Annotated in this window: 25 protein-coding genes; 9 read left to right on the top strand and 16 right to left on the bottom strand. The window is 71.8% G+C overall.

Going from position 1 to position 26,104, the window contains the following annotated elements:
* Positions 1–200 precede the first annotated feature (200 nt).
* The gene (locus QM595_RS14620; RefSeq protein WP_415172299.1) at positions 201–875 is read left to right on the top strand and encodes a heme oxygenase (biliverdin-producing); all 675 of its coding nucleotides are present in this window, start codon (positions 201–203) and stop codon (positions 873–875) included.
* Positions 876–937: 62 nt separating this feature from the next.
* On the opposite strand, the gene QM595_RS14615 is transcribed toward QM595_RS14620, so the two are convergent.
* Positions 938–3,181, bottom strand: coding sequence for a carbohydrate-binding domain-containing protein (locus tag QM595_RS14615; protein WP_415172298.1), 2,244 nt, complete (start codon positions 3,179–3,181; stop codon positions 938–940).
* A gap of 102 nt (positions 3,182–3,283) precedes the next feature.
* On the opposite strand from QM595_RS14615, the gene QM595_RS14610 reads away from it, so the two are divergent.
* Both QM595_RS14610 and QM595_RS14605 read left to right on the top strand, forming a co-directional pair.
* Complete coding sequence (locus tag QM595_RS14610) at positions 3,284–4,009, top strand: lysoplasmalogenase (RefSeq protein ID WP_415172297.1); 726 nt, start codon at positions 3,284–3,286, stop codon at positions 4,007–4,009.
* Positions 3,942–5,588 (top strand): phospho-sugar mutase, encoded by a 1,647-nt coding sequence (locus tag QM595_RS14605; RefSeq protein WP_415172296.1) that lies wholly within the window; start codon positions 3,942–3,944, stop codon positions 5,586–5,588. Before QM595_RS14610 ends, QM595_RS14605 begins: the two co-directional genes overlap by 68 nt.
* Positions 5,589–5,611: 23 nt before the next feature.
* Here QM595_RS14605 and QM595_RS14600 read toward each other — a convergent pair whose 3' ends face one another.
* The gene (locus QM595_RS14600) at positions 5,612–6,181 is read right to left on the bottom strand and encodes a hypothetical protein (RefSeq protein ID WP_415172295.1); all 570 of its coding nucleotides are present in this window, start codon (positions 6,179–6,181) and stop codon (positions 5,612–5,614) included.
* Between the two features lie 24 nt (positions 6,182–6,205).
* Here QM595_RS14600 and deoC point away from each other — a divergent pair, with 24 nt between their 5' ends.
* The 3 genes from deoC to QM595_RS14585 are packed head-to-tail and all read left to right on the top strand — an operon-like array spanning position 6,206 to position 7,990.
* Positions 6,206–6,871 (top strand): deoxyribose-phosphate aldolase, encoded by a 666-nt coding sequence (gene deoC / locus QM595_RS14595; RefSeq protein WP_415172294.1) that lies wholly within the window; start codon positions 6,206–6,208, stop codon positions 6,869–6,871.
* 4 nt (positions 6,872–6,875) lie between these two features.
* Positions 6,876–7,478: an ATP-binding protein gene (locus QM595_RS14590; RefSeq protein WP_415172293.1), complete on the top strand. Its 603-nt coding sequence runs from the start codon at positions 6,876–6,878 to the stop codon at positions 7,476–7,478.
* Positions 7,475–7,990: a hypothetical protein gene (locus tag QM595_RS14585; RefSeq protein WP_415172292.1), complete on the top strand. Its 516-nt coding sequence runs from the start codon at positions 7,475–7,477 to the stop codon at positions 7,988–7,990. The genes QM595_RS14590 and QM595_RS14585 overlap by 4 nt, the downstream gene beginning before the upstream one ends.
* 23 nt (positions 7,991–8,013) lie before the next feature.
* On the opposite strand, the gene QM595_RS14580 is transcribed toward QM595_RS14585, so the two are convergent.
* From QM595_RS14580 to meaB, 12 genes are all read right to left on the bottom strand, one after another.
* Complete coding sequence (locus QM595_RS14580) at positions 8,014–9,102, bottom strand: adenosine deaminase (RefSeq protein ID WP_415172291.1); 1,089 nt, start codon at positions 9,100–9,102, stop codon at positions 8,014–8,016.
* 27 nt (positions 9,103–9,129) lie between these two features.
* Positions 9,130–9,543: a type II toxin-antitoxin system VapC family toxin gene (locus tag QM595_RS14575; protein WP_415172290.1), complete on the bottom strand. Its 414-nt coding sequence runs from the start codon at positions 9,541–9,543 to the stop codon at positions 9,130–9,132.
* Positions 9,540–9,827: a type II toxin-antitoxin system prevent-host-death family antitoxin gene (locus QM595_RS14570; protein ID WP_415172289.1), complete on the bottom strand. Its 288-nt coding sequence runs from the start codon at positions 9,825–9,827 to the stop codon at positions 9,540–9,542. The genes QM595_RS14575 and QM595_RS14570 overlap by 4 nt, the downstream gene beginning before the upstream one ends.
* A gap of 125 nt (positions 9,828–9,952) precedes the next feature.
* Entirely contained in the window at positions 9,953–11,245 is a 1,293-nt protein-coding gene (locus QM595_RS14565) for a thymidine phosphorylase (protein ID WP_415172288.1), read from the bottom strand.
* On the bottom strand, positions 11,238–12,440 hold the full coding sequence (locus QM595_RS14560; RefSeq protein WP_415172287.1) for a cytochrome P450: 1,203 nt from the start codon (positions 12,438–12,440) through the stop codon (positions 11,238–11,240). Before QM595_RS14560 ends, QM595_RS14565 begins: the two co-directional genes overlap by 8 nt.
* A complete protein-coding gene (locus QM595_RS14555) occupies positions 12,412–12,804 on the bottom strand; it encodes a cytidine deaminase (RefSeq protein WP_415172323.1) in 393 nt (130 codons plus the stop codon). Before QM595_RS14555 ends, QM595_RS14560 begins: the two co-directional genes overlap by 29 nt.
* 5 nt (positions 12,805–12,809) lie before the next feature.
* The gene (locus tag QM595_RS14550; RefSeq protein ID WP_415172286.1) at positions 12,810–14,060 is read right to left on the bottom strand and encodes an ABC transporter permease; all 1,251 of its coding nucleotides are present in this window, start codon (positions 14,058–14,060) and stop codon (positions 12,810–12,812) included.
* A 61-nt stretch (positions 14,061–14,121) separates the two neighbouring features.
* A complete protein-coding gene (locus tag QM595_RS14545) occupies positions 14,122–15,225 on the bottom strand; it encodes an ABC transporter permease (protein ID WP_415172285.1) in 1,104 nt (367 codons plus the stop codon).
* Positions 15,222–16,730 (bottom strand): ABC transporter ATP-binding protein, encoded by a 1,509-nt coding sequence (locus QM595_RS14540; RefSeq protein WP_415172284.1) that lies wholly within the window; start codon positions 16,728–16,730, stop codon positions 15,222–15,224. Before QM595_RS14540 ends, QM595_RS14545 begins: the two co-directional genes overlap by 4 nt.
* A 114-nt stretch (positions 16,731–16,844) precedes the next feature.
* On the bottom strand, positions 16,845–17,948 hold the full coding sequence (locus QM595_RS14535; protein ID WP_415172283.1) for a BMP family lipoprotein: 1,104 nt from the start codon (positions 17,946–17,948) through the stop codon (positions 16,845–16,847).
* A gap of 195 nt (positions 17,949–18,143) precedes the next feature.
* The gene (locus tag QM595_RS14530; RefSeq protein WP_415172282.1) at positions 18,144–19,319 is read right to left on the bottom strand and encodes an amidohydrolase; all 1,176 of its coding nucleotides are present in this window, start codon (positions 19,317–19,319) and stop codon (positions 18,144–18,146) included.
* A 56-nt stretch (positions 19,320–19,375) separates the two neighbouring features.
* Complete coding sequence (gene meaB / locus QM595_RS14525) at positions 19,376–20,371, bottom strand: methylmalonyl Co-A mutase-associated GTPase MeaB (RefSeq protein WP_415172281.1); 996 nt, start codon at positions 20,369–20,371, stop codon at positions 19,376–19,378.
* A 64-nt stretch (positions 20,372–20,435) separates the two neighbouring features.
* On the opposite strand from meaB, the gene QM595_RS14520 reads away from it, so the two are divergent.
* The gene (locus tag QM595_RS14520; RefSeq protein ID WP_415172280.1) at positions 20,436–20,645 is read left to right on the top strand and encodes a hypothetical protein; all 210 of its coding nucleotides are present in this window, start codon (positions 20,436–20,438) and stop codon (positions 20,643–20,645) included.
* Complete coding sequence (locus QM595_RS14515; RefSeq protein WP_415172279.1) at positions 20,638–21,141, top strand: hypothetical protein; 504 nt, start codon at positions 20,638–20,640, stop codon at positions 21,139–21,141. Before QM595_RS14520 ends, QM595_RS14515 begins: the two co-directional genes overlap by 8 nt.
* Before the next feature lie 62 nt (positions 21,142–21,203).
* On the opposite strand, the gene scpA is transcribed toward QM595_RS14515, so the two are convergent.
* Both scpA and QM595_RS14505 read right to left on the bottom strand, forming a co-directional pair.
* Positions 21,204–23,369, bottom strand: coding sequence for a methylmalonyl-CoA mutase (gene scpA / locus QM595_RS14510; RefSeq protein ID WP_415172278.1), 2,166 nt, complete (start codon positions 23,367–23,369; stop codon positions 21,204–21,206).
* Positions 23,366–25,123, bottom strand: a complete 1,758-nt coding sequence (locus QM595_RS14505; protein WP_415172277.1) for a methylmalonyl-CoA mutase family protein — start codon at positions 25,121–25,123, stop codon at positions 23,366–23,368. Before QM595_RS14505 ends, scpA begins: the two co-directional genes overlap by 4 nt.
* 263 nt (positions 25,124–25,386) lie before the next feature.
* On the opposite strand from QM595_RS14505, the gene QM595_RS14500 reads away from it, so the two are divergent.
* Positions 25,387–26,100: a succinate dehydrogenase cytochrome b subunit gene (locus tag QM595_RS14500; protein WP_415172276.1), complete on the top strand. Its 714-nt coding sequence runs from the start codon at positions 25,387–25,389 to the stop codon at positions 26,098–26,100.
* Positions 26,101–26,104 lie beyond the last annotated feature (4 nt).

The following is a 26,104-nucleotide window of genomic DNA, read 5'->3' as shown; positions in this document are numbered from 1 at the left end:
CGCTCATCCGGCCGCGCAAGCGGTTCACACCCTTTCCACATCCGTTCGACACTCTTGACCAGGCACCATTGAGTTAGGTTAGCCTAAACACAATGAGGTGAGCCTTCCCAAATACTTGCCAGGATCCTGACGCCGTGTCAATATCTTCTCGACAACTCGTCAGCATCTGGGCCGAGCCTCAGGCCGAGAGAGGGAGACCCATGACCGTGATCGACCCGGTGGTCGACCAGACCAGGTCGCTGTCGGCGGCCATGCGGGAAGGCTCCCGGGCCGAGCATGAGGCGGCCGAGCACTCCTCGTTCTTCGAGGAACTGCTCGCCGGACGCATCAACGAGGCCGGGTACGCCGCCTACCTGCGGCGCTATCGCATCGTGTACGCCGCGCTGGAGGAGACCACCCGGGCCTCCGCCGGTGACCCGGCCGTGGCGGCCGTCTTCGACCCCGGCCTGGAGCGGCTCGCGCTGCTCGAGCGGGACCTCGCCTTCTGGGACTCGGTCACCGCCGCCGACCCGGTCGAGTCCCCCGCCGCGACCGCCTATGCCGCGCGGATCCGCGCGGCCGCGGCCGAATGGGCGCCGCTACTGGTGGCCCACCACTACACCCGCTATCTCGGCGACCTCTCCGGCGGCCAGGCCATCGGCCGGCTGCTGACCCGGCACTTCGACCTCGACGGCACCGCCGGGGTGGCGTTCTACGACTTCGCCTCGATCGAGAAGCCCAAGATCTACAAGGACGGCTACCGCGCCCGGCTCGACGCGCTCGGTCTCTCCGAGGCCGAGATCGGCCGGGTCGTGGAGGAGGTGAAGCTCGCCTTCAGCCTCAACCAGGCGATCTTCGAGGAGCTCGGCGCCCAGATCGACGCCTTCCGCCGCTGACTCGGGGCGCGGTCCGCCGGCAGGGCGCGCAACGGCTCGGCAGCGGCCCCGCGCCCGGGGCGTCAGCTCACCCGCAGCCTGACGACGCGCTTGGAGGCCGCCGTGGTGTCACTGCCGCTGTAGACCGCCCGGATTCGGTGCTTGCCGGTGCCGAGCCGGGGCAGTTGGAGGACCAGCGTGCCATCGGCCGCCGCGCTCAGCGCACGGGTGCGGACCACGGCGCCGTCGACCCGCACCACCACCGTGCCAGTGGGCACGATGCCGGCGTCGGCCGTGGTCACCCTGATGGTGGCCCTGAACCGCTTGCCCGCCCGGGCGGGAGCTCGGGCCAGCGACACCTTGGTCGTGGTGGACGCCTTCGCGGTGGTCGTCGTGCCGGTGCCGGTGGTCGTGCCGGTGCCGGTGGTCGTGCCGGTGCCGGTGCCGGTGGTCGTCCCGGTGCCGGTGGTCGTGCCGTCCGAGCCCGTGTCGTCCGAGCCCGTGTCGTCCGAGCCGTCGCAGGCGGCCACCGTCGAATCCGCCGCCGCAGCGGTGCTGGTGGCGGTCGCCCCGGTCGTGGCCGCCCTCGGGCCACCCGGAACACCGCCACCGCCGCCACCACCGGAGCTGGACTGACCGGCCGTCACCGTCGCCAGCAGCGTGGTGCCGGCAGTGCCGCTCTCGGCGAGCCCGCCCACCGTCGTACACGTGGCGGAGCCGCCGACGTAGAGCCGGTACGACGACCCGTTGGTCACCGAGCTCGCGGAGTAGACCACTCCCTGGAAGGCCTTGCTCGCGACGTAGGTCGCCAGCAGGTCGCCGGACGGGCCGACCACGGAGAGCACCGTCCCGGCCGACTGGGAGGCACTGAGGCTGGCCACCAGCCAGCCCTGCATGGAAGCCGAGCCGGGCGACTGGAGCATCCCGTTGGAACCGACCGCCAGCACCGTGCCGCCGTTGATCAGGAAGTCGCCGTCGGCGTCGAGCGGGCTGTTGTCGGCGCCGGTCGGCCCGGCGACCACCACAGTGCCGCCGGAGATCGTCAGGGTGCCGTTGGAGTCCAGGCCGTCGCCCTGGGCGTCGACCGCCAGCGTGCCGCCGCTGACCACCAGCGTGGGCGTCGCGAGGTCGCTGGAGGCGTTGACGCCGTCGTCGTCGGTCGTCACCGTGCTGGCGCCGCCGCTGATCAAGATGTCCTGGGCCTCCAGGCCCTCCTCGGCCTGGGTCACGGCGACGGTGCCGTCGGCGATGGCGAGCTGGGCGTCGGCGTGGATGCCGTCGTCGCCGGCGGCGATGGTGAGCGCGCCCCCGGTGACGGCGATGTCGACGCCGGAGTTGACGCCGTCAGCGGCGGCGTCGATGTCGATGGTGCCGGCGCCGATCGCGATGGTGTCGTCGGTGTTGGTGCCGGCGGTGATGCCGTGGGGCGAGGAGTCGGAGGTCTCGTCGTACTCCGTGTGGCCGCCGCCGGCCTCGACGCTCAGCGTCGCGCCGTCGAGGACGACGTCGGTGACGGCGTCGACGCCGTCGCCGGTGGCGGTCACGTCGAGGGCGCCGCCCAGCAGCGCGACGTAGCCGCGCTTGACCTTCTCGTCGTTGGTGGACTTCAGCCCGTCGCCGCCGGCCGAGACGGTGATGGTGCCGTCGCGGACCACCAGCGAGTCCTTGCCCCGGATGCCGTCATCGACCGCGCTCACGTCGTAAGTTCCGGAGCGGATGGACAGGGCGTCGGAGCTGGCGATGCCGTCGGCGTACCGTCCTGTGACCTTGAGCGTGCCGGAGCCGTAGAGGACCAGGTCGGCCGCCGAGTAGAGCGCGGCGCCGGGGGCGTCGTCGCTGGTGTCGATATAGCTGGTGGCATCGGTGAGGGTGTTGGTGGTGCCCGTCTCGGTGACCACCTCGGCCAGCCCGGCGGCCGCCACGTTGACGGCGGCGGTGGTGCTGCTGGTGATCGTGGCGCTGTCGAGCACCAGCCGGACGGTCGCCTCGGCCGCGTCGACGACCACCTGGCCGGTCAGCGAGCCGGTCAGCACGTAGGTGCCGGCGGCCGTGATCGTCACGGTGCCCGAGTCGACGGTCACGGCGGCGACCTGGGCGCCGGTCACGGTGGCCCCGGTGCCGGCGAGCGTCACCGTCGTCTCCTCGGCGGTGTCCCACACCTCGTCGGCGGTCCAGTCCTCGTCGACCGCGCCCTGGTTGACGGCCAGCACCTCGGCGGGCGTCAGCACGGCAGTGGCGGCGTAGGCCGGGGCCAGGGCCGGCGCACCGAGGCCGGCCAGCACCAGGGCGGCGCCCGCCACGACGCACAGGGGACGGGGCTTGCTCATCGATTCGACCTCCGAGTCCGTCCGCCAAGGCGCGGACACCAGCGGCAATATAGGCGCGCAACTTGTGAGGGCAAAGAGCCCTCCCTGTGAAGGCGACCTGAGATGATCGCCGACATGCCCCGGGTGACCCTGCTCACGCCGTACCTCCTGGTCGCGGCCGTCCATCTCGTCGCGGCGCTGCACGGACCCGACGCGCTGGCCGACCTCACCCAGGTGCTGTTGATGCCGGCCCTCGCGGCGTACCTGCTGCTGGTGGCGCCCCGGCAGCACCGGCTGGTCCGGCTCGCCGGCGCGGCGCTGTTCTTCTCGTGGCTGGGCGACACGGTGCCGCGGTTCCTCTCCGAGGACGCCGGCTTCCCCGCGCTGATCGGCTGCTTCCTGCTCGGCCAGGGCTGCTATATCGCCGGCTTCTGGCCCTACCGCCACCGCAGCGTGCTGCGCACCCGCCTCGTCACGCCGTACGCCGTCTGCCTGGTCGTGCTCTGGGCGCTACTGCTCCCTCACGCCGGGATGCTGGCGCCGGCGGTGGTCGTCTACGGCGCCAGCCTGGCCGGCATGGCGGTGCTGGCCACCGGCATCGACCGGCTGGCCTGGGCGGGCGGCGCCGTCTTCGTGGTCTCCGACGGGCTCATCGCGCTGGACGCCTTCGAGGTGTGGACCCAGCCCGGCCACGACTTCTGGGTGATGCTCACCTATATCCTCGCGCAGTTGCTGATCGTGCTGGGGGTGACGGCGCGGGCGGCTTCGGTAGGTTCCTCCCATGACGAGCCCCGACCCCACGGAACCGATCTCCGGGCTGATCAACCGCGCTCGCGCCTGGCTGGCTGAGGACCCCGATCCGGCCACCCGCGCGGAGCTGACCCAGCTGCTCGACGCCCGCGACGTCGCCGCGCTCGCGGACCGGTTCGCCGGCACGCTGGAGTTCGGCACGGCCGGGCTGCGCGGTGCCCTGGGCGCCGGCCCCAACCGGATGAACCGGGTCGTCGTCATCCGGGCGGCTGCCGGGCTGGCCGCCTATCTGCGCGAGCAGGGGCTCACCGGTCCCGTCGTGATCGGCTACGACGCCCGCCACAACTCCGAGGTCTTCGCCCGCGACACCGCCGAGGTGATGAGCGGCGCCGGCATCGACGCGCGGGTGATGCCGGGCATGTTGCCCACCCCGGCGCTCGCCTTCGCGATCCTCGACCAGGGCGCCGCCGCGGGCGTGATGGTGACCGCCAGCCACAACCCGCCGCAGGACAACGGCTACAAGGTCTACCTCGGCGACGGCTCGCAGATCGTGCCGCCGGCCGACGCGGAGATCGCCGCGCACATCGCCGCCGTCGGCCCGCTCGCCTCGGTGCCCCGCGGTGACTCGTGGACCGTCCTGGACCAGGGCGTCTTCGAGCGCTACCTGGCCTCGGTCGTCGGGGTGGTCTCCTCCGGCGGACCCCGCGATCTCAAGATCGCCTACACCCCGCTGCACGGCGTCGGCGGCATGGCCGTCATCTCCGCGCTGAGCTCGGCCGGCTTCGGCCATCCGGCGATCGTGCGCGAGCAGTTCGCCGCCGACCCCGACTTCCCGACGGTCGCCTTCCCCAACCCCGAGGAGCCGGGGGCGATGGACCTCGCGCTCGCGCTCGGCGCCGAGAAGGACGCCGACATCGTGGTCGCCAACGACCCCGACGCCGATCGGTGCGCGGCCGCCGTACCCACCGCCGACGGCTGGCGGATGCTGCGCGGCGACGAGGTCGGCACGCTGCTCGGCCACGCCCTGCTCGGCCGCGGCGTCCAGGGCACGTACGCCGCCTCCATCGTGTCCTCCTCGCTGCTGGGCAAGCTGGCGGCCGCTGCCGGGCAGCCGTTCGTGGCGACGCTGACCGGCTTCAAGTGGATCGGCCGGCTGCCCGACCTGGTCTTCGGCTACGAGGAGGCGCTGGGCTACTGCGTCGACCCGGCGCACGTGAAGGACAAGGACGGCATCTCGGCGCTGCTGCTGCTCTGCGAGCTGGCCGCCGCGCTGAAGACCCAGGGCCGGACCCTGCTCGACCAGCTCGACGACATCGCCCGCGAGCACGGCCTACATGCCACCGACCAGCTCTCCGTGCGGGTCGGCGACCTCGCCGAGATCGGCGCCGCGCTGTCCCGGCTGCGCACCACCCCGCCGACCTCGCTGGGCGGTCTGCCCGTCACCTCCTTCGAGGACCTCGCCACCGGCTCGGCGGACCTGCCGCCGACCGACGGGCTGCGCTACCACCTCGACGGCGGCGCCCGGGTCATCGTGCGGCCCTCCGGCACCGAGCCCAAGCTCAAGTGCTACCTCGAGGTGGTCGTCCCGGTGACCGACTCCGTCGACGCCGCCCGCACGGCCGCCGCCGACCGGCTCGACGCGATCAAGACCGACCTCAAGTCCGCCGCCGGGATCTGAGAACGTGTTCTGAGAGGCTCCGGTCAGGTCAGCAGGAGGACCACCAGCGCCAGCGCCAACACGACCACGCCGGCGATCTCCGGCCAGGCCCACTGCCGCCGTACGGCGCCGGCGGTCTGTCCCTCGCGGCGGGCCTCCCTGGCGCGTCGGTCGATCGTGTCGGCGACATGGTCGGCGTAGCGGGGCGGACCTGAGCTGGTCGGTGGCGGCAGGTCGCGGGGCCGGCGCCGCTGGTGGGCGATCTGGCCGTAGGAGTGCCCGACCGCCGCGCTGACGTAGCGCCGGTCGGCGGCGCGGACCGCCAGCACCTGCCGCACCGCGACGCTCTCGACGGCGGCGACGGGGATCACCACCGTCGAGACGATGCCGCGCAGCAGCAGGTCACTCCCGCGTACGCCGACGCGGGGACGCAGCAGCACCATCCACGACAGCAGCGCGACCAGCAGACCGAGCGCGAGATAGTCGGCCGGGGCGTGGCCGAGGACCGCCAGCCCGAGGATCACCACGGCGGCGAGCAGTCCCAGCACTCCCGAGATCCGCCCGCTGGTCGGCACGAACCACTCGGTCTCCGCCTCGCTGCCTGGGCTGCTCACGGGGATCAACACTAGGGTGTCCGGGTGAGTGTCTCTGCCGCGGCGGTCGCCCGCATCATCGACCACACCCTGCTCAAGCCCGAGGCCACCCGTGCCGACGTCGAGGCGCTGGTCGCCGAGGCGGCCGAGCTGGGCACCTACTCGGTCTGTGTCTCGCCCTCGATGCTGCCGGTCGAGGTGCCCGAGACCCTCAAGGTCGCCGTCGTCTGCGGCTTCCCGAGTGGCAAGCACACCTCCGCGACGAAGGCCGCCGAGGCGGCCGAGTCGGTGCGGCTGGGTGCCGACGAGATCGACATGGTCATCGACCTCGGCGCCGCCAAGGAGCACCGCTTCGACGACGTCCGCGAGGACATCCGCGCCGTCCGAGGCGCCGCCCCCGCGCCCACGGTGCTCAAGGTCATCATCGAGTCCGCCGCGCTCACCGATGAGGAGATCGTCGGCGTCTGCCGGGCCGCTCGCGAGGCCGGGGCCGACTTCGTGAAGACCTCCACCGGCTTCCACCCCGCCGGCGGCGCTACCCTGCACGCGGTCGAGCTGATGCACGCCACCGTGCCCGAGTTGCAGGTCAAGGCCTCCGGCGGCATCCGCAACCTGGAGCAGGCTCGCGCCATGATCGATGCCGGCGCGACCCGGCTCGGCGTCTCCGGGTCGCGGGCGCTGCTGGCCGGGGAAGCCGCCACCGGCTACTGACCGCATGGCCGCTCGCGTCATCGTCCTTGCCGGTCCCTCGGGCGCCGGCAAGTCCCGGCTCGCCCACCGGCTCGGGCTGCCGGTGCTGCGGCTCGACGACTACTACAAGAACGGCTCGGACCCGTCGCTGCCGCGCATCCCGCACGGCCCCAACGCCGGCCTGGTCGACTGGGACCACCCCGACTCCTGGCTGCCCGACGACGCGGTCATGGCACTGGTCGAGCTGTGCCGCGACGGCCACGCCGACGTGCCGGTCTACGACATCGCCGGGGACGGCAGGACCGGTCACCGGCTGCTGGACCTGGCCGGCAGCCCGCTGTTCGTCGCCGAGGGCATCTTCGCGCAGGACGTGGTGGCGCGGTGCCGTGAGGCGGGCATCCTGGCCGCGGCGTACTGCGTCACCCAGCATCCCGTCGTCACGTTCTGGCGGCGGCTGGCGCGTGATCTCCGCGAGCGTCGCAAGCCCCCGCTGGTGCTGATCCGCCGCGGCTGGGCGCTGCTGCGCGCGCAGCGGCAGGTGGTGGCCGACGCGGTCGCCAAGGGCTGCGAGGTGGTCAGCCCGGACCAGGGGTACGCCGCGGTTCGACGCCTGTTGGTCGCGGCATGACCCTGGCGTTCGGGCCGGCCCTCAAACAGCCCGACCAGCGCTGCTGCGGTGCCTGCTGCGTCGTGGTGGCGCGGCTGCTGCGTGCCGCCGAGTCCGCCGGTCCGACGCGGTCGCTGGCCGGGTTCCCGGCCGAGGCGCTGGCCACGCATCGCCGGCTCACCTCGGCCGCCGACGGCCTGGGCGGATTGCAGCTGCCCTGGCCGCGGGCCCTCGGCACACCGCCGTGGGCGATCGCGCGGGCGCTCGGCATCCTCGAGGGCGTCCGCTACCGCGTCCGGCTCGCCCGCTGGACCTCGCGCGACGACGAGATCGCCGAGGCGGTCGTGGACCACCCGGTGGCGATCTACGTCGGCTCCCCCGCGCTGCCCCGCCACGTCACCCTCGCCATCGCGGCGGAGGGTGACGGACTGCGGGTCTACGACCCCGCCTCGGGCGGTCTGGTCACGCTCGCGCGAGACAGCTTCCGCGTCGCCGGCTGGTCGGTCCCCTGGTTCGTCGTGCTGCCGCGCTGACCTGCGCAGGCACCTGCCGAGGGTCAGCGGAGCGCGGCGTACCCCGGTCTGATCTGGTCGTGGATGATCCGGACGCGCTCGTCGTAGGGGTAGAAGGCGGACTTCATGCCGTTGATGGCGAACCGCTCCAGGTCGTCGACGCCGTAGCCGAAGGCCTCCACCAGCTGCCAGGTCTCCTTGGTCATCGAGGTGTTGCTCATCAGCCGGTTGTCGGTGTTGACGGTGACCCGGAAGCCGAGGTCGGCGAGCAGGCCGAACGGGTGCTCGCCGATCGACGCGGCGGCGCCGGTCTGCACATTGGAGGTCGGGCACAGCTCGAGCGGGATGCGGCGGTCGCGGACGTAGGCCGCCAGCCGGCCCAGGCTCGCGGTGCCGTCCTCGGCGAGGGCGATGTCGTCCACGATCCGCACGCCGTGGCCGAGGCGGTCCGCGCCGCAGGGGTGGACGGCCTCCCAGATCGAGGGCAGCCCGAACGCCTCGCCGGCGTGGATGGTGAACCGGAGGTTCTCCGCGGCCAGGTGTTCGAAGGCGTCGAGGAACCGGGTAGGCGGATAGCCGGCCTCGGGGCCGGCGATGTCGAAGCCGGCCACGCCCCGGTCGCGCCAGGCGACGGCGAGCTCGGCGATCTCCCGGGCCCGGGCGGCCTGCCGCATGGCGGTCAGGATCTGCCGTACGACGATGGGGCGAGCGCCCCGAGCCGCCCCAGCGGCGACGGCCTCGTCGAAGCCGGCCTGGACGGCGGCGACGACCTGGTCGAGTGTCAGCCCCTGCTCCACGAACAGTTCGGGGGCGTAGCGCACCTCGGCGTAGACCACGCCGTCCTCGATCAGGTCCTCGGCGAACTCCCGCGCGACCCGGTGCAGGTGCGCCTCGGTCTGCATCACCGCGATGGTGTGCACGAAGGTCTCCAGGTAGAGCACCAGCGAGCCGGAGGAGGCGCTCTCGTGGAACCACCTGCCCAGCGACTCGGCGTCGTTCGCGGGGAGCTCGTGGCCGATCTCGGCGGCGAGGTCGACGATCGTCCCGGGTCGCAGCCCACCGTCGAGGTGGTCGTGGAGGACCACCTTGGGAGCCGCCTTCACCTGCTCGTAGGTGAGATCGGTGCCTGTCATGTCGGTATCCAATCAGAGGAGCGGCCCTCAGGCGGCCCAGGGGTTCAGCAGCCGCACCCCGGTCCGCTCGAAGTCCCGCGTGTTCCGGGTGACGACCGTGAGGTCGTGCACGAGCGCCGTCGCGGCGATCAAGGCGTCACGATCCGGCGCCGGATCGGGCACGTGCAACGTTGCGGCACCACGCGCGACGCGGGAGTCGACGGGGATGATCTGGCTCGCGAGCCCCACCGCGACCTCCTTCTCCAGCCAGGCACGCCAACTCCTGCCTTCGGTCGCTTCGCGGCGCTCTCGCCGGAGCACCCACACTTCCAACTCCATCAGGGTGACGACGCTCAACGCCACCTCTTCGGCGCCGACGCTGCCCAGCCAGGTCAGGACCGCGGGGCTCCCGTGCTGCTTGCGCGCTTGGCTGACGACGTTGCTGTCGAGCAGGTATCTCATTCGTCGTCGTCCTCCGGGACCCGGAGGCTTGACGGCTGACGGCGCATCTCCTCGATGAACCGGTCGAAGTCCTCGACCTCTTCGTCACTCAGAAGGAGCGTTCCGGGCGGGCGCAGCGCCTCCAGAGCACTCTTCCCGCGGCCGGCCAACCTGCGATAATCCGCGTGAGTCATCAGGACATAGGCCGGCTTGCCGCGGTCGGTGATGATCACCGGGCCCTCGTCAGCCGCCCGCTTGGCGGCGCTGACGTCTTGGTTGAGCTCACGCGCGCTGATCTGCTTCATGGCGGCCACCTCCGATGTAGGCACAGTGCCTTCATCGTACGTCGCGGCGCGGAGTGGAGTCATGCAGCCGACGGTGGGCCGCAGCGCGAGCCGCCGGAACCGCGCCGATGCGATCTGTGGATAACTCAGCTGATCCGGTCGAGCAGGAGCGGGGTGGGCTCGAAGGGGGTGCCCTCGACGGCCTCCTCGATGTCATAGCCGCCCTCCAGCGAGGCCAGGGCGCGCTCGAAGCGGGCCGGGTCGTCGGCGTGGAGGGTGAACAGCGGCGCGCCGGCGGTAACGGCGTCGCCCGGGCGGGCGTGCCAGACGACGCCGGCACCGGCCGAGACCGGATCCTCCTTGCGCTCCCGGCCGGCGCCGAGCCGCCAGGCGGCCAGGCCGACGGCCAGGGCGTCGAGCCGGGTGAGCACGCCGGAGGAGGGCGCGAGGACGACGTGCTGCTCGGCCGCCACCGGGAGCGGGGCGTCCGGGTCGCCGTCCTGGGCGGCGATCATGGCACGCCAGGCGTCCATGGCCCGGCCGGAGGCGAGCACGTCGGCAGGGTCGACGTCGGTGACGCCGGCGCCGAGCAGCATCTCCCTGGCCAGTGCCAGGGTGAGCTCGACGACGTCGGCGGGTCCGCCGCCGGCGAGCACCTCGACCGACTCGGCCACCTCCAGCGCATTGCCGGCGGTACGGCCGAGCGGGGTCGCCATGTCGGTCAGCAGCGCGACGGTGTGCACCCCCGCGTCGGTGCCGAGGTCGACCATGGTCCGGGCGAGCTCCCGGGCGGCGGGCAGGGTCTTCATGAACGCGCCGGAGCCGACCTTGACGTCCAGCACCAGCACGCCGGTGCCTTCGGCGATCTTCTTCGACATGATCGAGGAGGCGATCAGCGGGATCGACTCCACGGTGCCGGTGACGTCGCGCAGCGCGTAGAGCTTGCGGTCGGCCGGCGCGAGCCCGGAGCCGGCGGCGCAGACCACCGCCCCGATCGACTCGAGCTGGTCGAGCATCTGCTCGTTGGTCAGCGAGGCCCGCCAGCCCGCGATCGACTCCAGCTTGTCGAGCGTGCCGCCGGTGTGGCCCAGGCCCCGGCCGGAGAGCTGGGGCACCGCCACGCCGCAGGCGGCCACCAGCGGGGCCAGCGGCAGCGTGATCTTGTCGCCGACACCGCCGGTGGAGTGCTTGTCGGCGGTGGGCCGCGACAGCGACGCGAAGGAGAGCCGCTCGCCGGTGGCGATCATCGCGGCGGTCCAGCGGGCGATCTCGCGACGGGTCATGCCGCGCCACAGGATCGCCATGTTGAGGGCGGCCATCTGCTCCTCGGCGACCACCCCGTCGGTGTAGTTGCGGATCACCCAGTCGATCTGGCTGTCGGAGAGCTCCTGGCCGTCGCGCTTGGCAAGGATCACCTCGACGGCGTCGTGCTCAGCCACGGCTCCCCCTGACCGGGACGTGCCGGTTGCCGCGCAGCACGAAGGTGCCCCGGCTCTCGGGCTCGCCGGCCAGCTCCAGGTCGGGGAAGGTCTCGAAGAGCGCGGGCAGCGACTCGCCGAGCTCCATCCGGGCCAGCGGCGCGCCGAGGCAGAAGTGCACGCCGACGCCGAAGGCGAGGTGGTTGTTGGGGGTCCGGTCGACCAGGAACTCGTCGGGCCGCTCGAAGACGGCGGGGTCGCGGTTGGCCGCGCCGAGGAGGGCGGCGATCTTCTGCCCCTTCTCGACGACGACCGGCTGCTCGCCGTGGGCGAACTCGACGTCCTCGGTCGCGGTGCGCTCGAAGAGCTGGAGGGCGGAGTCGAAACGCAGCATCTCCTCCACGGTCGCCGCCACGTCCGCGCCCGGCCGCAGTCCGCGACGCAGCATCGCGGTCAGCCCGTTGCCGAAGACGTTGACCGAGGCCTCGTGCCCGGCGTTGAGCAGCAGCACCACTGCGGCGACGACCTCGTCCTCGTCGAGCTCGGTAGCGACCAGGTCGGTGATCAGGTCGTCGGCCGGTGTGGCACGCCGCTCGGCGACCAGCTCGCGGACCAGTCCGGCGAACTCGGTGGCGGCACGGACCGCGGCCTCGACGGTCTGCTGCGAGGGCGCCACCTCGTACATCTTCACGATCGCCTGGGACCAGTCCCGCAGGTCGTGGGCGTAGGAGCGCGGCACCCCCAGCAGGTCGGCGATCACCAGGACGGGCAGCGGCTCGGCGTACCCCTCGATGACGTCGAAGCCGGCCGGGTCGACGTCGTCGAGCAGCGACTTGGCCAGCTCGCGGACCCGGGGCCGCAGCCGCTCGACGTGGCCGCGGGCGAACGCGGAGGCGACGGGCCGGCGCAGCCGAGTGTGCTCGGGCGGCTCGTTCTCCATCATCTGGTTGCGGTGCAGGAGGTTGAACGGCTCCATGTAGTCCGCGGGTCCAGCGGCCGGTGCTTCTCGGTCGTGCCAGATCCGGCCGAGCCGGCGGTCGCGCTGCACCTGGCCCACCGAGGCGTGCGAGAAGGTGAGGAACATCCCGGAGGCCTCGTGCCAGGCGACGCCGCCGGTGGCGGCGTGCTCCTCCCGCTCGCGCGCGAAGTGCGGGTAGGGGTCGGCGACGACCTCCGGCGAGGTCAGGTCAAGCGAGGTCGTCGGGACCGAAGGCATCCGGCAGCACCTCGCTCATCGACTTCACGCCCGAGACGGTCCACAGCAGCATCGCCGGACCCCCGTTCTCCCACAACAGCTGCCGGCAACGACCGCACGGCATGATGACCTCACCCTTTCCGTTGACGCAGACGACGTGGGTCAGTCGACCCCCACCGGTGATGTGCAGCTGAGAGACCAGCCCGCACTCGGCGCACAGTCCGACGCCGTAGCCGGCGTTCTCGACATTGCAGCCGGTCAGCACCCGGCCGTCCTCGGCCAGTCCGGCGACGCCGACGGGATAGTGGGAGTACGGCGCATAGGCGTGCGTCGCGGCCTCGACCGCCCGCTCCCGCAGCCCCTCCCAGTCGAACCCCGAGTCGATCTGGCTCACCCGGCGCTGCCCTTTCGATAGACCTGCCCGTCGGCCGCGGGCATCCGCAGCCGCTGTGCCGCGAGCGCGAGCACCAGCAGGGTGACCAGCTGCGGGGTCATGCTGGTGAAGTCGTTGGCGATAGTGTCGGTGACCAGGAAGAGCACCAGCAGGGCCACCCCGATGCCGCCGGTGATGACCGCCTGCCGCCGGCTCCCCCGGCGCAGCATCCACGCCGCGACGACGACCAGCAGCACGACCACGAGCAGCAGCAGCGCGTGCACCGACTCCTCGCCGCTGCGCAGCCGGACTGCGTCGGCGTACCCGAACAAGCCGGCACCCGCGGCCAGGCCCCCCGGCCGCCAGTTGCCGAAGATCATCGCGGCCAGGCCGATATAGCCACGACCGCCGGTCTGGCCCTCGCGGTAGATGGAGGCGTCGTCCACGAGATAGGCGCCGGCCAGGCCGGCCAGCGCGCCGGAGACGATCACGGCGATGTACTTGTAGCGGTAGACATTGACGCCGAGCGACTCCGCCGCGGCCGGGGACTCGCCCACCGAACGCACCCGCAGCCCGAACGTGGTGCGCCACAGCACCCACCAGGTGAGCACGAAGAGCGCGACGCCGAGCAGGGTGAGCAGCGAGAGCCGGTTGGTGAACGAGGCGACCACCGCGCCCAGGTCGGAGAGGAAGAACCAGTTCTTCCCCTCCAGCCTGCTGGACCAGTCGCCCAGCAGCGGCACGTCGAAGGTCGTGATCGAGCCCACCTTCGGCGACTGGGTGGGGCCGCCGCCCTCCTTGCCGGTGAAGAGCAGGCCGGCGATATAGCGCGACGCGCCGGCGGCGATGACGTTGATGGCGACACCGGAGACGATGTGGTCGACGCCGAAGCCCACCGTGGCGACCGCGTGCAGCAGGCCGGCCAGCGCCCCGAACAGCAGCGCGAAGAACAGCCCCGCCCACATGCCCCACTGGTAGCCGGCGTAGCCGGCACCGAGGGTGCCCATGATCATCATGCCCTCAAGGCCGATGTTGACCACGCCCGCCCGCTCGGCCCACAGCCCGCCCAGGCCGGCCAGCGCGATCGGCATGGCGGCGCGGATGCCGGCCCGGATGGTGCCGGAGGAGGCCACGTCGTCGGCCCCCGTGACGGCGCGCAGCACCGAGATCAGCAGGATCGCGGCCGCCACCGCGATGAGCACCATCGGCCAGCTGGCGCGGACCTTCCTGGCCGCCGCCAGGCCGGACACCTTCTCCAGGACACTCACGCCGTCACCCCTCGCTTCGCTCGTGGCCGGCGTGTTGCCTGTGGTTCGTTCGCAAGCTCACTCACGCCGTCACCCCCTCGGGGGTCTTGGCCGCGGCCGCCAGCTGGGCCGCGACGGCACGCTGCTCGGCGGTCTTGTTGACCTGCTGGACGACCGCGTAGGCGATCACGACGGAGAGCACGATGACCCCCTGCATAATGCTGACGATGTCACTGGACACACCGGCCTGGATCTGGAGTCCGTTGGCCTGCTCGTTGAGGAAGGCGAACAGCACGGCCGCGAAGCCGATGCCCACCGGATGGTTGCGGCCCAGCAGGGCGACCGCGATGCCGGCGAAGCCGAGCCCGGTCTGGAAGGTGAGCCCGTAACTGTGCGAGGAGCTGAAGATCAGCGGCATGCCGATCAGGCCGGCCACCGCCCCGGAGAGCAGCATCGCGGCCAGGATCATCCGCTTGGAGGAGATGCCGCTGGCCGCGGCGGCGGTCTCCGACATGCCGGTCGCGCGCAGGCTGAAGCCGAACACGGTCCGGTTGAGCAGGACCCAGTAGACCAGGCCCGCGACCACGGCGAGGATGGTCAGCGTGTAGACCTTGTTGGGCGCGCCGGAGACGAGCTGGAGGCCCTCCAGCCAGCTGCTCTTCGGCAGCGTCGTGGTCGCCAGGTTGTTGCCGTCGACCTCCCCGAACTGACGCAGCAGGTAGGCCACCAGCGAGCCCGCGATCGCGTTGAGCATGATCGTGGCGATCACCTCCGAGACGCCGCGGGTGACTCGCAGCGCTGCGGCGATGCCGGCCCACAGCGCCCCGGTCACCATCGCCACCAGGACGGCGGCGAGGATGTTGAGCCACCCGGGCAGCAGGCCGTAGCCGCCGAACCAGGCGGCACAGAAGGCCGCCACGCGGTACTGCCCGTCGACGCCGATATTGAACAGGTTCATCTTGAACCCGATCGCCGCGGCCAGGGCGGACAGGTAGAGCGTGCCGGCGCCGTTGACGATGTTGACGACGTTGCGCGCCTTCGGCTTGCTGAAGATGACGTCCCACACGCCGCCGACCGGGTCGCCGGCGACGGCGAGCACCAGCGAGGTCACGATCATCGCGAAGACGACCGCCAGGACGGGCGCGGCCACGGTCAGCCCGGCCCGGCGCAGCGACTGGCCCCTCATGCCGGCACCTCCGCACCGGTCATCGCGGAGCCGAGCTGCTGCGGGGTGACGGTCTGCGGGTCCACGGTGCCGACCAGCCGTCCGCGCAGCATCACGTGGATGGTGTCGGAGAGCCCGATCAGCTCGTCGAGGTCGGCGGAGATGAGGAGCACGGCGAGTCCTTCCCGGCGCGCGGTCTTGATGTAGTCCCAGATTGCCGCTTGGGCGCCGACGTCGACGCCGCGGGTGGGATGGGAGGCGATCAACAGCACCGGGTCACCGGACATCTCCCGGCCGACGATCAGCTTCTGCTGGTTGCCGCCGGACAGTGCCCGGGCGGTGGTGTCGATGGAGGGGGTGCGCACGTCGTACGCCGCCACGATCCGGTCGGTGTCGGCCCGGGCGCCCCGCCGGTCGATGAAGGGTCCGTTGACGCAAGGCTCCCGGGTCTGGTGGCCGAGGACGCGGTTCTCCCACAGCGGCGCGTCGAGCAGCAGGCCGTGGCGGTGACGGTCCTCGGGGATGTAGCCGATGCCGGCCTCGCGCCGGCGGCCGGTAGACCAGCGCGAGATGTCGGTGCCGTCCAGCGATACAGTGCCGGTGGCCTTGCGCAGGCCCATGATCGCCTCGACCAGCTCGGCCTGGCCGTTGCCCTCGACGCCGGCGATGCCGACGACCTGGCCGCGGTGGATGTCGAAGCAGACGTCGGTGAGCAGCGGCCGCCCGCCCAGCGGGTCGGGCAGGTCGAGGTGGCGCACCGAGAGCTCGACCACGTCGGTCACGGTGGACGCCTCGGTGCTCGGCGAGGGCAGCTCGGAGCCCACCATCATCTCGGCGAGCTGCCGGGAGGTGGTGGTCGCCGGGTCGGCGGTGCCGACCGTGCGCCCGCGGCGCAGCACGGTGACGTCGTCGGCGACCGAGAGCACCTCGTCGAGCTTGTGGGAGATGAACAGCACCGTCAGACCGTCGGCCTTCAGGTCGCGCAGGTTGTCGAACAGCTCGTCGACCTCCTGCGGCACCAGCACCGCGGTGGGCTCGTCGAGGATGATCGTGCGGGCGCCGCGGTAGAGCACCTTGAGGATCTCCACCCGCTGCCGGTCGCCCACGCCGAGGTGCTCGACCAGGGTGTCGGGGTCGAGGTCGAAGCCGTACGACGTGGCGAGCTCGCGGATCCGGCGGCGGGCCTTCTCGCCGCTGCCGTAGAGCTTCTCGGCGCCGAGCACGACATTCTCCAGCACGGTCAGGTTGTCGGCCAGCATGAAGTGCTGGAAGACCATGCCGATGCCGACGGCGATGGCGTCGGACGGCGAGGAGAACGACACCGGCGCGCCGTCGATCTCGATGGTGCCGGAGTCCGGCTTCTGGACGCCGTACAGGATCTTCATCAGGGTCGACTTGCCGGCGCCGTTCTCGCCCACGAGCGCGTGGACGGTGCCCTTGCGGACCGTGACGTTGACGTCGTCATTGGCGATGACGCCGGGGAACCGCTTGCCGATCCCCGTCAGCTTCACGGCGACGTTGTCCACTGAAATCCTCCTCGGGGCGGGCCCCACAGAATGGCTGGGAGACGGCGCTGCCCGGGACGGCACGCTATCGCGTCCGGCCCGGGCAGCGCTTCCTGCCACAGCGAGTTTTGTCGGTCAGCTCTCGGGCGTCGTCGGCACCTCGATGGTGCCGTCGATGATCTGCTGCTTGTAGTCGTCGAGCTGGGTGGCGATGTCGTCGACCAGGCCACCGGAGGTCGCATAGCCCACGCCGCCCGCGGCGAGGTCGTAGGTGACCGTGCCCGTCTTCGGCGAGCCGTCGACGACCGACTTGATGAAGTCGTAGACGGCGACGTCGACCCGCTTCTGCATCGAGGTCAGGATGTAGGGCTGCACCGACGCGTCGGCGGTGAGGTACTGGTCGGCGTCGACGCCGATGGCGTAGGCACCCGCCGCGGCGGCGGCCTCGAAGACGCCGGAGCCGGAGCCACCGGCGGCGTGGTAGACCACGTCGGCGCCGTCGTCGTACATGCCCTCGGCCGCGGTCTTGCCCTTGGACGGGTCGCTGAAGCCGGTGTAGTCCGGCGGCTCGGTGAGGTACTGGACGTCGACCGTGATGTCCGGGTTGACCGCCTCGGCGCCGGCCTCGTAGCCCGCCTGGAACTTCTGGATCAGCGGGGTGTTGACGCCGCCGACGAAGCCGATGTGACCGGACTCCGACTTCAGCGCCGCCGCCGCGCCGACCAGGAAGGAGCCCTGCTCCTCGGCGAAGACCAGCGAGGTGACGTTGTCGATCGGGTTGCCGTCGGCGTCGGCGGGCACGTCGTCGATGATGGCGAAGTCGATGTCGGCGTACTGCGGGGCGACCTCAGCGACGGCGGCGTCGTAGGCGAAGCCGACCGCGATGATCGGGTTGTAGCCCGCCTCGGCGAGCTGGGTAAGGCGCTCGACCTTGGCCGCGTCGTCCTCGCCGTCGGAGGCCTCCGACTCCTGGGTCTCGATGCCGAACTCCGACTTGGCCTGGTCGAGGCCGCTGGCCGCCATGTCGTTGAACGACTGGTCGCCGCGACCGCCGATGTCGTAAGCCATGCCGACCTTGATGTCCGATGTCGCCGCGCCCGTGGACTCGCTGGTCTCGGCCGATGGACTCGTGGTGTCCTCGGCCGCCGAGCCTTCGCTGTCGCTGCTGCCGCAAGCGGCCAGCGCGACCGACAAGATACCGGCAGAAAGAACTGCCGCAAGCTTCGTGCTGCGTCGCAAGACGCCCTCCTCTGGGATCCTCCGGACGTCCCGGTTCAGGGACGCGTGGGCCTACCCTAGGTGCGCCACGAGGCCCGGTGCATTACTGACATCAACTTGTTACGCACTCGCATCTTGTGACTATTTGCCAGACGACGGCGCTGTCACCGGCGATCCTTCGGTGACTCGTGGGTGAATCGGGCCGATCGGGGCGTCTCAGCCGGCGAGCGCCAGCAGCGCCGCGCCGGCGAGCACCTTCGCGCCGATGGCGATGGCCGACTCGTCGATCCGCAGGTTGCCCTGGTGCAGGTCGTACGTCGCCCCGCCCGGCGTCCGGGTGCCGAGCCGGAACATCGCGCCGGGGATCCGGTCGAGATACCAGCCGAAGTCCTCGCCGCCGAGGCTCTGTGCGGTGGCGACGTGGCCGGTCGGGCCGAGCACCTCCTTGACCGCCTCGCGCAGGATCCGGTGCGAGGTCTCGTCGTTGACCACCGGCGGCACACCACGGTGGTAGTCGACCTGGGCCTTGACGCCGTAGGGGCGGACCAGGTCGGCGACGGCGTCGCCGACCGCCTGCTCGGCCTCGCTCCAGGCACCGGCGTCGAGGATGCGCACGGTGCCGGCGACCAGCCCGGTCTCGGGGATCACGTTGGCGGCGGAGCCGGCCCGGATCATCCCCCATACGACGCTGACGCCGGCGCGAGGATCCATCCTCCGCGAGAGCACCGCGGGCAGCTCGGTGGTGAGCTTGGCGAGCGCGAAGGTGAGGTCGGCGGTCAGATGGGGACGGCTGGTGTGGCCGCCGGGGCCGGTGAGCCGGACCTCGAGCCGGTCGGTAGCGCTGGTGAGGGGACCCTGCCGCAGGCCCACCAGGCCGGCGTCGACGCCAGGGTCGGCGTGCAGCGCGAAGATCCGCTCGACGCCGTTGAGGGCGCCGTGCTGGATCAGGTGGAGGGCGCCGCCGGGCATGACCTCCTCGGCCGGCTGCAGCAGCAGCCGCACCCGGTCCTCGAGCAGGCCGTCGCGGTGGACGGCCGTGAGCGCGGTAGCGGCCCCGACCAGTGCGGCGACGTGGGCGTCGTGGCCGCAGGCGTGGGTAAGGCCAGGGACGGTGCTGGCCCACGGGTCGCCGGTCTCGTCGGTGACCGGGAGAGCGTCCATGTCCGCCCGCAGCGCGACGGTCCGCTCCCCCGAGCCGAGGTCGGCGACCAGTCCGCTGAGCGGCACCGGACGCACCGTCCAGCCGAGCGCCTCGAGCCGGGCCGCCACCACTGCTGTGGTACGCCGCTCCTGCCAGGCCGGCTCAGGGTGGGCATGGAGCTCGCGGCGCAGCGCGACGAGCTCGCTCTCGTGCTCGTCGACGACCTGGGTGATCAGCTGGGCGGCCTCCATCCCCAGCAGGCTAGCGTCATGCGGACGGTGCAACCGCTCACACCGTCCGCATGACGCTACGCGGGCGGGTCGGCGTCGTAGGCGGTCAGGAGCTGGTCGGCCGCCACGGTGGCCGGCAGCTCCCCGCGCAGCACTCGCGCGCTGATGTCCTCGCGCACCGCCCGCACGCCGGGGCTGTGCCGCAGCCGCTGGTCGAGCTCGTCGCGCACCAGCGCCCAGGTGAAGTCGAGCTGCTGCTGGGCGCGCTTGTCGCGCAGCCCGGCCGGGCCGAGATAGTCGCGGTGCTTGCCGACCTGCTCCCAGACGCCGTCGACGCCGTCGCCGGTCAGGCCGCTCGCGGTGACGACGGCCGGGGCCCACTCCCCCTTGCCGCGCACCAGCCGGAGCGCGCCGGCCAGCTCGCGGGCGGCCGCCCGCGCCTCCTGCTGCCGGCTCGGGTCGTCGGGATCGGCCTTGTTGACGGCGATCACGTCGGCGATCTCCAAGATGCCCTTCTTGATGCCCTGCAGCTGGTCGCCGGTACGTGCGATGGTCAGGAAGAGGAAGGTGTCGACCATGCCGGCGACGGTCACCTCGGACTGGCCGACGCCGACCGTCTCGACCAGGATCACGTCGTACCCCGCTGCCTCGAGGATCGCCATCGCCTGCACCGTGGCGCGGGCTACGCCACCGAGGGTGCCGGCGCTGGGGCTGGGCCGGATGAACGCGTGCGGGTCGACCGAGAGCCGCTGCATCCGGGTCTTGTCGCCGAGCACCGAGCCGCCGGTGCGCACGCTGGAGGGATCCACGGCGAGTACGCCGACCCGGTGGCCGTGCTCGGTCAGCCGGGTGCCGAGCGACTCGATGAAGGTGGACTTGCCGACGCCGGGGACGCCGGAGATGCCGACCCGGGTCGCCTCCTTGTGCGGCAGCCGGGTCAGCAGCTCGCGGGCCTGTGCCCGGTGCTTCGGAGTGGTCGACTCGACCAGCGTGATGGCCCGGGCGATCGCGGCCCGCCTGCCCTCGGCGACCCCGGCCAGGAGGTCGGCGACAAGGCTGCTCGGGTCGGACACGGCGCAAGTCTGACATGTCAATCACTGGTTGACACCGCCGCGATGTCAACCTACGGTTGACAGCATGAGAATCCCCTCGACGTCCGGTGCCGTCCCCGTGCTGCTCGGCCTGGTGGCCTATGTCGTCGGCCGCACCCTCGACGGCCCCCTGGGCGGCTTCCTCATCGGCGCGGCGATCGCGCTGCTGCTGCTCGGCGTCTACCTCATCTCCGCCGCCGTCCGCCGCCGGCGCCGCGGCTGGCTGCCGAGCCGGGACGGCGACGGACGTGACTGACGCCCGGGACACCCTCGCCGACGCCCTCGGCGCCGCCATCCTGGGCGAGGAGACCGAGCCCGACCCCCTCGCGCTCGTGCGGCGCGCGGCCACTGCTGACACCGTCGTGGCCGGGCTGCTGGCGCAGGCGGTGGCTGCGGCGCGCTCGGGCGGCCACAGTTGGGCCGCCATCGGCATGGAGCTCGGCATGAGCCGCCAGGCGGCGCAGCAGCGCTTCGGCGGCCACGACGGCGAGCCGCTGGCCGCCGACGAGCGCTGGCTCGGCCCCGTCACGGCGTTCGACGAGATGCGCGAGCTCGACCTGGCCGGCCGGCTGGGCTGGCACACCGTCGCCGCGGGCATCCTGCGGCACCGGATGGTCCGCACCGCCACCCAGTGGGAGCACCGCCGGACCACCTGGCTCGGCGCGCGACACCTGTCCGACGGCTGGCAGGTCGGCGCTCGCGCCTTCCCGTGGGTCTACCTGATCCGCGACACCGGTCTCCCGGCCGACTGATCAGCCGTGGTGGCTCGCGGGCACGAGCTCCCTGATCGCGGTCAGCTTCTTCTCCTCGGACGTCAGTGGTCGAGCTGCTCGCGCAGCCGCCTCAGCAGGTCCAGCGCAGAATCGGCGATCACTGTTCCCGGCAGGAAGACCTCCGCCGCTCCCATCTCCTTCAGCGTCGGGACGTCGTCGGGTGGGATGACGCCGCCGATGACGATCATGATGTCCGGCCGGCCCTGGTCGGCCAGCGCCTTCCTCAGCGCGGGCAGCAGGGTCAGGTGTCCGGCCGCGAGGGAGGAGACACCCACGATGTGCACGTCGGCGTCGACGGCCTGCTGGGCGACCTCCTCCGGCGTCGAGAACAGCGGCCCCACGTCGACGTCGAAACCGAGGTCGGCGAAGGCGGAGACGACCACCTTCTGGCCGCGGTCGTGGCCGTCCTGGCCCATCTTGGCGACCAGGATGCGGGGACGGCGGCCCTCGGCCTCCTCGAACTCCTCGGTCGCCTTGAGCACTGCGGCGACGCGTCCGTCGCCGGCGGAGCGGGCCTCGTCGCGGTACACCCCGGAGATGGTACGGATCACCGCCTGGTGGCGCCCCCACACCTTCTCCAGGGCGTCGGAGATCTCCCCGACGGTGGCCTTGGCCCGAGCAGCGCCGACGGCGAGGTCGAGCAGGTTGCCCTCGCCGGACTCGGCCGACCTCGTCAGCGCCTCGAGGGCACGTCGTACGTCGTCGGGGTCGCGCTCGGCGCGCAGCCGCTCCAGCTTGGCGATCTGGGAGCGGTAGACCTCGTCGTTGTCGACCTTGAGGACCTCCAGTGGGTCCTCGGCGGCCAGCCGGAAGGTGTTGACGCCGATCACCTTCTGGGTGCCGGAGTCGATGCGGGCCTGGGTGCGGGCGGCGGCCTCCTCGATGCGCATCTTCGGGATGCCCTGCTCGATGGCCTTCGCCATGCCGCCGGCCGCCTCGGCCTCCTGGATGTGCGCCCAGGCGCGCTCGGCGAGGTCGTGGGTGAGCCGCTCGACGTAGTAGGAGCCGCCCCAGGGGTCGATGGTCGCGGTGGTGCCGCTCTCCTGCTGCAACAGCAGCTGGGTGTTGCGGGCGATCCGGGCGGAGAAGTCGGTCGGCAGCGCGATCGCCTCGTCAAGGGCGTTGGTGTGCAGCGACTGGGTGTGGCCCTGGGTGGCCGCCATCGCCTCGATGCAGGTGCGGGCGACGTTGTTGAAGACGTCCTGCGCGGTCAGGCTCCAGCCGCTGGTCTGGCTGTGGGTGCGCAGGCTCCTGCTCTTGGGGCTCTTGGGGTCGAACTGGCTGACCAGCCGGCTCCACAGCGCGCGGGCGGCGCGCATCTTGGCGACCTCCATGAAGAAGTTCATGCCGATCGCCCAGAAGAACGAGAGCCGGGGCGCGAAGGCGTCGACGTCCATGCCGGCGGCCAGGCCGGTGCGGATGTACTCCACGCCGTCGGCCAGCGTGTAGGCGAGCTCCAGGTCGGCGGTCGCGCCGGCCTCCTGCATGTGGTAGCCGGAGATGGAGATGGAGTTGAACCGCGGCATGTGCTGTGCCGTGTAGCTGAAGATGTCCCCGATGATCCGCATGCTGCCCGCGGGCGGGTAGATGTAGGTGTTGCGGACCATGAACTCCTTGAGGATGTCGTTCTGGATGGTGCCCGCGAGCTGCTCCGGCTTCACCCCCTGCTCCTCGGCCGCCACGATGTAGAGCGCGAGCACCGGGAGGACCGCGCCGTTCATGGTCATCGAGACCGACATCTGGTCCAGCGGGATGCCGTCGAAGAGGGTGCGGGTGTCGTAGATCGAGTCGATCGCCACGCCCGCCATGCCGACGTCGCCGCGCACCCGCGGGTGGTCGGAGTCGTAGCCGCGGTGGGTGGCCAGGTCGAAGGCGACCGAGAGGCCCTTCTGGCCGGCCGCGAGGTTGCGGCGGTAGAAGGCGTTGGACTCCTCGGCGGTGGAGAAGCCGGCGTACTGCCGGATGGTCCACGGCTGGGTGGTGTACATCGTCGGGTAGGGGCCGCGCAGGAACGGCGTCAGCCCGGGGTAGGTCGCCAGCGCGTCGAGGCCGGCGAGGTCAGCCGCCGTGTACGACGGCTGGATCTCGATCCCCTCCGGCGACTGCCACGGCTCCGCCGGGGACGTCAGCCGAGGTGGCTGCTCGGGCGACCGATCCGGATGACGTCCGAGGAGGTCGAGGTCCTTGAAGCTGGCCGGGATGCTCACTTGCCGAGCTCCTTCCGGGTCGAGACGAGGAACGCGAGCGCATCGACGCCCATCGCGGCAGCGGCGTCGGCGTAGTCCACCGGGCGACCCGCGATGATCACGTGCTGCGCACCCGCCTCGCGAAGGGCGGCGGCAGCGGCCGCGCCCCACTCGTCGTAGGCGGCGTCGGAGCCGGCCAGGCAGACCACGCGCTGGCCGGCGTACGCCTTGACGAGGTCGTCGACGCCGGCGGTCGCGCCGGCGCTGTCGACCCCGATGCCGCCGGCGGCGAAGAGGTTGGTGATGAAGGTGGCCCGGGCGGTGTGCTGGGCGACGGTGCCGAGGGTGGCGAGGAAGAGGTGCTGCTCGGCGGGCTGGTCGCGCAGTTCCTCGAAGGAGGCGCCGTAGCGGCGGACCCGGTCGCTGAGCGGGTCCGCGTCGCGCCGGGGCAGCGTCTCGGCGAGGTTGGGGAACTCCGAGAGGCCGGTGACCGGCCGCTTGCGCTTGGCGATCTCGGCCTCGCGCCTGGCGACCACCTCCGCGACCCGGCCGCGGAAGGCGGCGAAGTCGGCGCCGCCCGCCCACTCGGCCTCCAGGGTCTGGAACTCGCGCCAGCCCTTGCCTGCCAGGTCGTCGGTGAGCTGCTCGACGGCGTACGCGCCACCCGCCGGGTCGGCGACGGCGGCGACGTGGGACTCGTCGATGAGCAGGTGGCTGACATTGCGGGCGATCCGTCGGCCGAAGGCGTCGGGGCGGCCGTTGGCGCTGTCGAAGGGCAGCACGGTGACGGCGTCGGCTCCCCCGACGCCGGCGGCGAAGGCCGCGACGGTGCCGCGCAGCATGTTGACGTAGGGGTCGTACTTGCTCAGCATCGGCCGGCTGGTGGCGCCGTGGACGCGGGCGGTGGTGTCGGCGACGCCGGAGTGGGTCAGCACGCTGGCCCACAGCGTGCGCAGCGCCCGGAACTTGGCGATGGTCGGGAACTGCTCGTCGGTGGCGGCCAGCCGGAACTCGATCAGGCTCGCCGCCTCGTCGGGGCCGAAGCCGTCGCCCGCGAGCGCGCGCAGGTAGGCGGTGCCGACGGCGATCGCCCAGCCGAGCTCCTGGGCGTCGCTGGCGCCGAGGTCGTGTGCGGCGGTGGCGTCGACCACGATGGCGCGGATGTCGGCCTGCCAGGCCTTGCGGGCGTAGCCCGTCAGCTCCTCCATCGCCAACGGGCTCTGCTCGACCGTGGGGCGACGCAGCATCGCGCCGAGCGGGTCGATGCCGAGGTTGCAGTCGGGATGCTTCGCGCCGGGCAGCGCCAGGAACGCGTCCGCGATCGTCGCGGGCGCGGTCGGGGCGTCGAGCACCACCGGCGCCAGGTCGAGGAGTACGCCGGCCAGGGTCGCCGCGACGTCGGTGCTCTCGTCGGCGGCCAGCCACAGGCTGGTGACGCCGCCGTCGAGGTCGACCAGCGCCGCCTCGTTGGCGAGCTTCGCTTCCGGGTCGGCGATCAGCGAGCGGATGTCCCAGGCGCCCTGACGGGTGGGGCGAACCGACACGATGCTCTGCCGATCCAGGTGGCCGCCGGGCATCCCCAGCGGGGTCACGGCGATGCCGTCGAGCGTGGTGCGGGCCAGTTTGTCCCAGGCGAGCGCGTCGGCATCGGTCTCGGAGAGCCGGCGGGCCTTGCGGAGCACGGCCGCCGCAGCGGCCTCCCACTCGGCGGTGGTGTGCTCGTCCCCCGGCTGCAACAGCGGCAGGGCAGTCGCCAGCGCGTCGGCGTCGGTCATAGGCGGCACCTTAGGACCAGACAGTGGCGGTCGCCACAGAGTGTGAACTTTCCATCACGCCGTACCCCACTCGGAGCCGGACGGCGAGCAAGGGCCACATGATCACCTTCACGGGCGCGACACGCCGAGGCGCGCCCCGCGTGTCGCGCTGATCGGCCACCCGCGAGTGGCCCTACCTGCTCGTCGTACTGAGAGGTAACCGGGCATATGTCACACGGGCCCGGATCACATGACGGAAGTCACCACGAGTAACGTGCTGCGCTGTGGCAACCACCGAACTCGTCAAGGGAGTGCGGGCGACGCGGTCGACGATCGCGCTGAAGCTGCTGATGGCAGCCAGCGGGATCGTCTTCATCCTGTTCGTTCTCACACATATGTACGGCAACCTCAAGGCCTTCTCGGGCGAAGAGGCCTACAACACCTACGCGGAGCACCTGCGCATCATCGGCGAGCCGATGCTGCCGCGCGAGGGCGCGCTGTGGATCATCCGGGTCGGCCTGCTGGCCGCGCTGGTGGTCCACGTGGCCAGCGCCGCGACGCTGTGGAAGCGCGCGAACCACGCCCGCCCGGTGAAGTACCAGGTCAAGCGGAATATCAAGTCCTCGCTCTCCTCGCGCACCATGCGCTGGGGCGGGCTGACGCTGCTGGTCTTCATCATCTGGCACCTGCTGCACTTCACGATCGTCAAGATCAACCCCGGCTCGGGTGGCCAGGCCGCCGACATCACCGAGAACCCCTACCAGCTGCTGGTGCACAGCTTCGACGTGTGGTGGATGACGATCATCTATCTCATCGCGATGCTCGCCCTCGGGTTCCACCTCCACCACGGCACCTTCAGCTCGCTGCAGACGCTGGGCCTGACCAACTCCGCCGTCGCCCGCGCCCGGGCCCGCATCGCCGGCTGGGTGGTCGCGATCGTCATCGCCGGCGGCTTCGCGCTGGTCCCTCTCTTCACGCTGCTCGGCGTCATCGACTAGGAGC

It is taken from the genome of Nocardioides sp. (genome assembly GCF_047607185.1).
Classification (GTDB): Bacteria; Actinomycetota; Actinomycetes; order Propionibacteriales; family Nocardioidaceae; genus Nocardioides.
The sequence above is the reverse complement of the archived record's forward strand: the minus strand, read 5'-3'. Positions and strand labels throughout refer to the sequence as shown.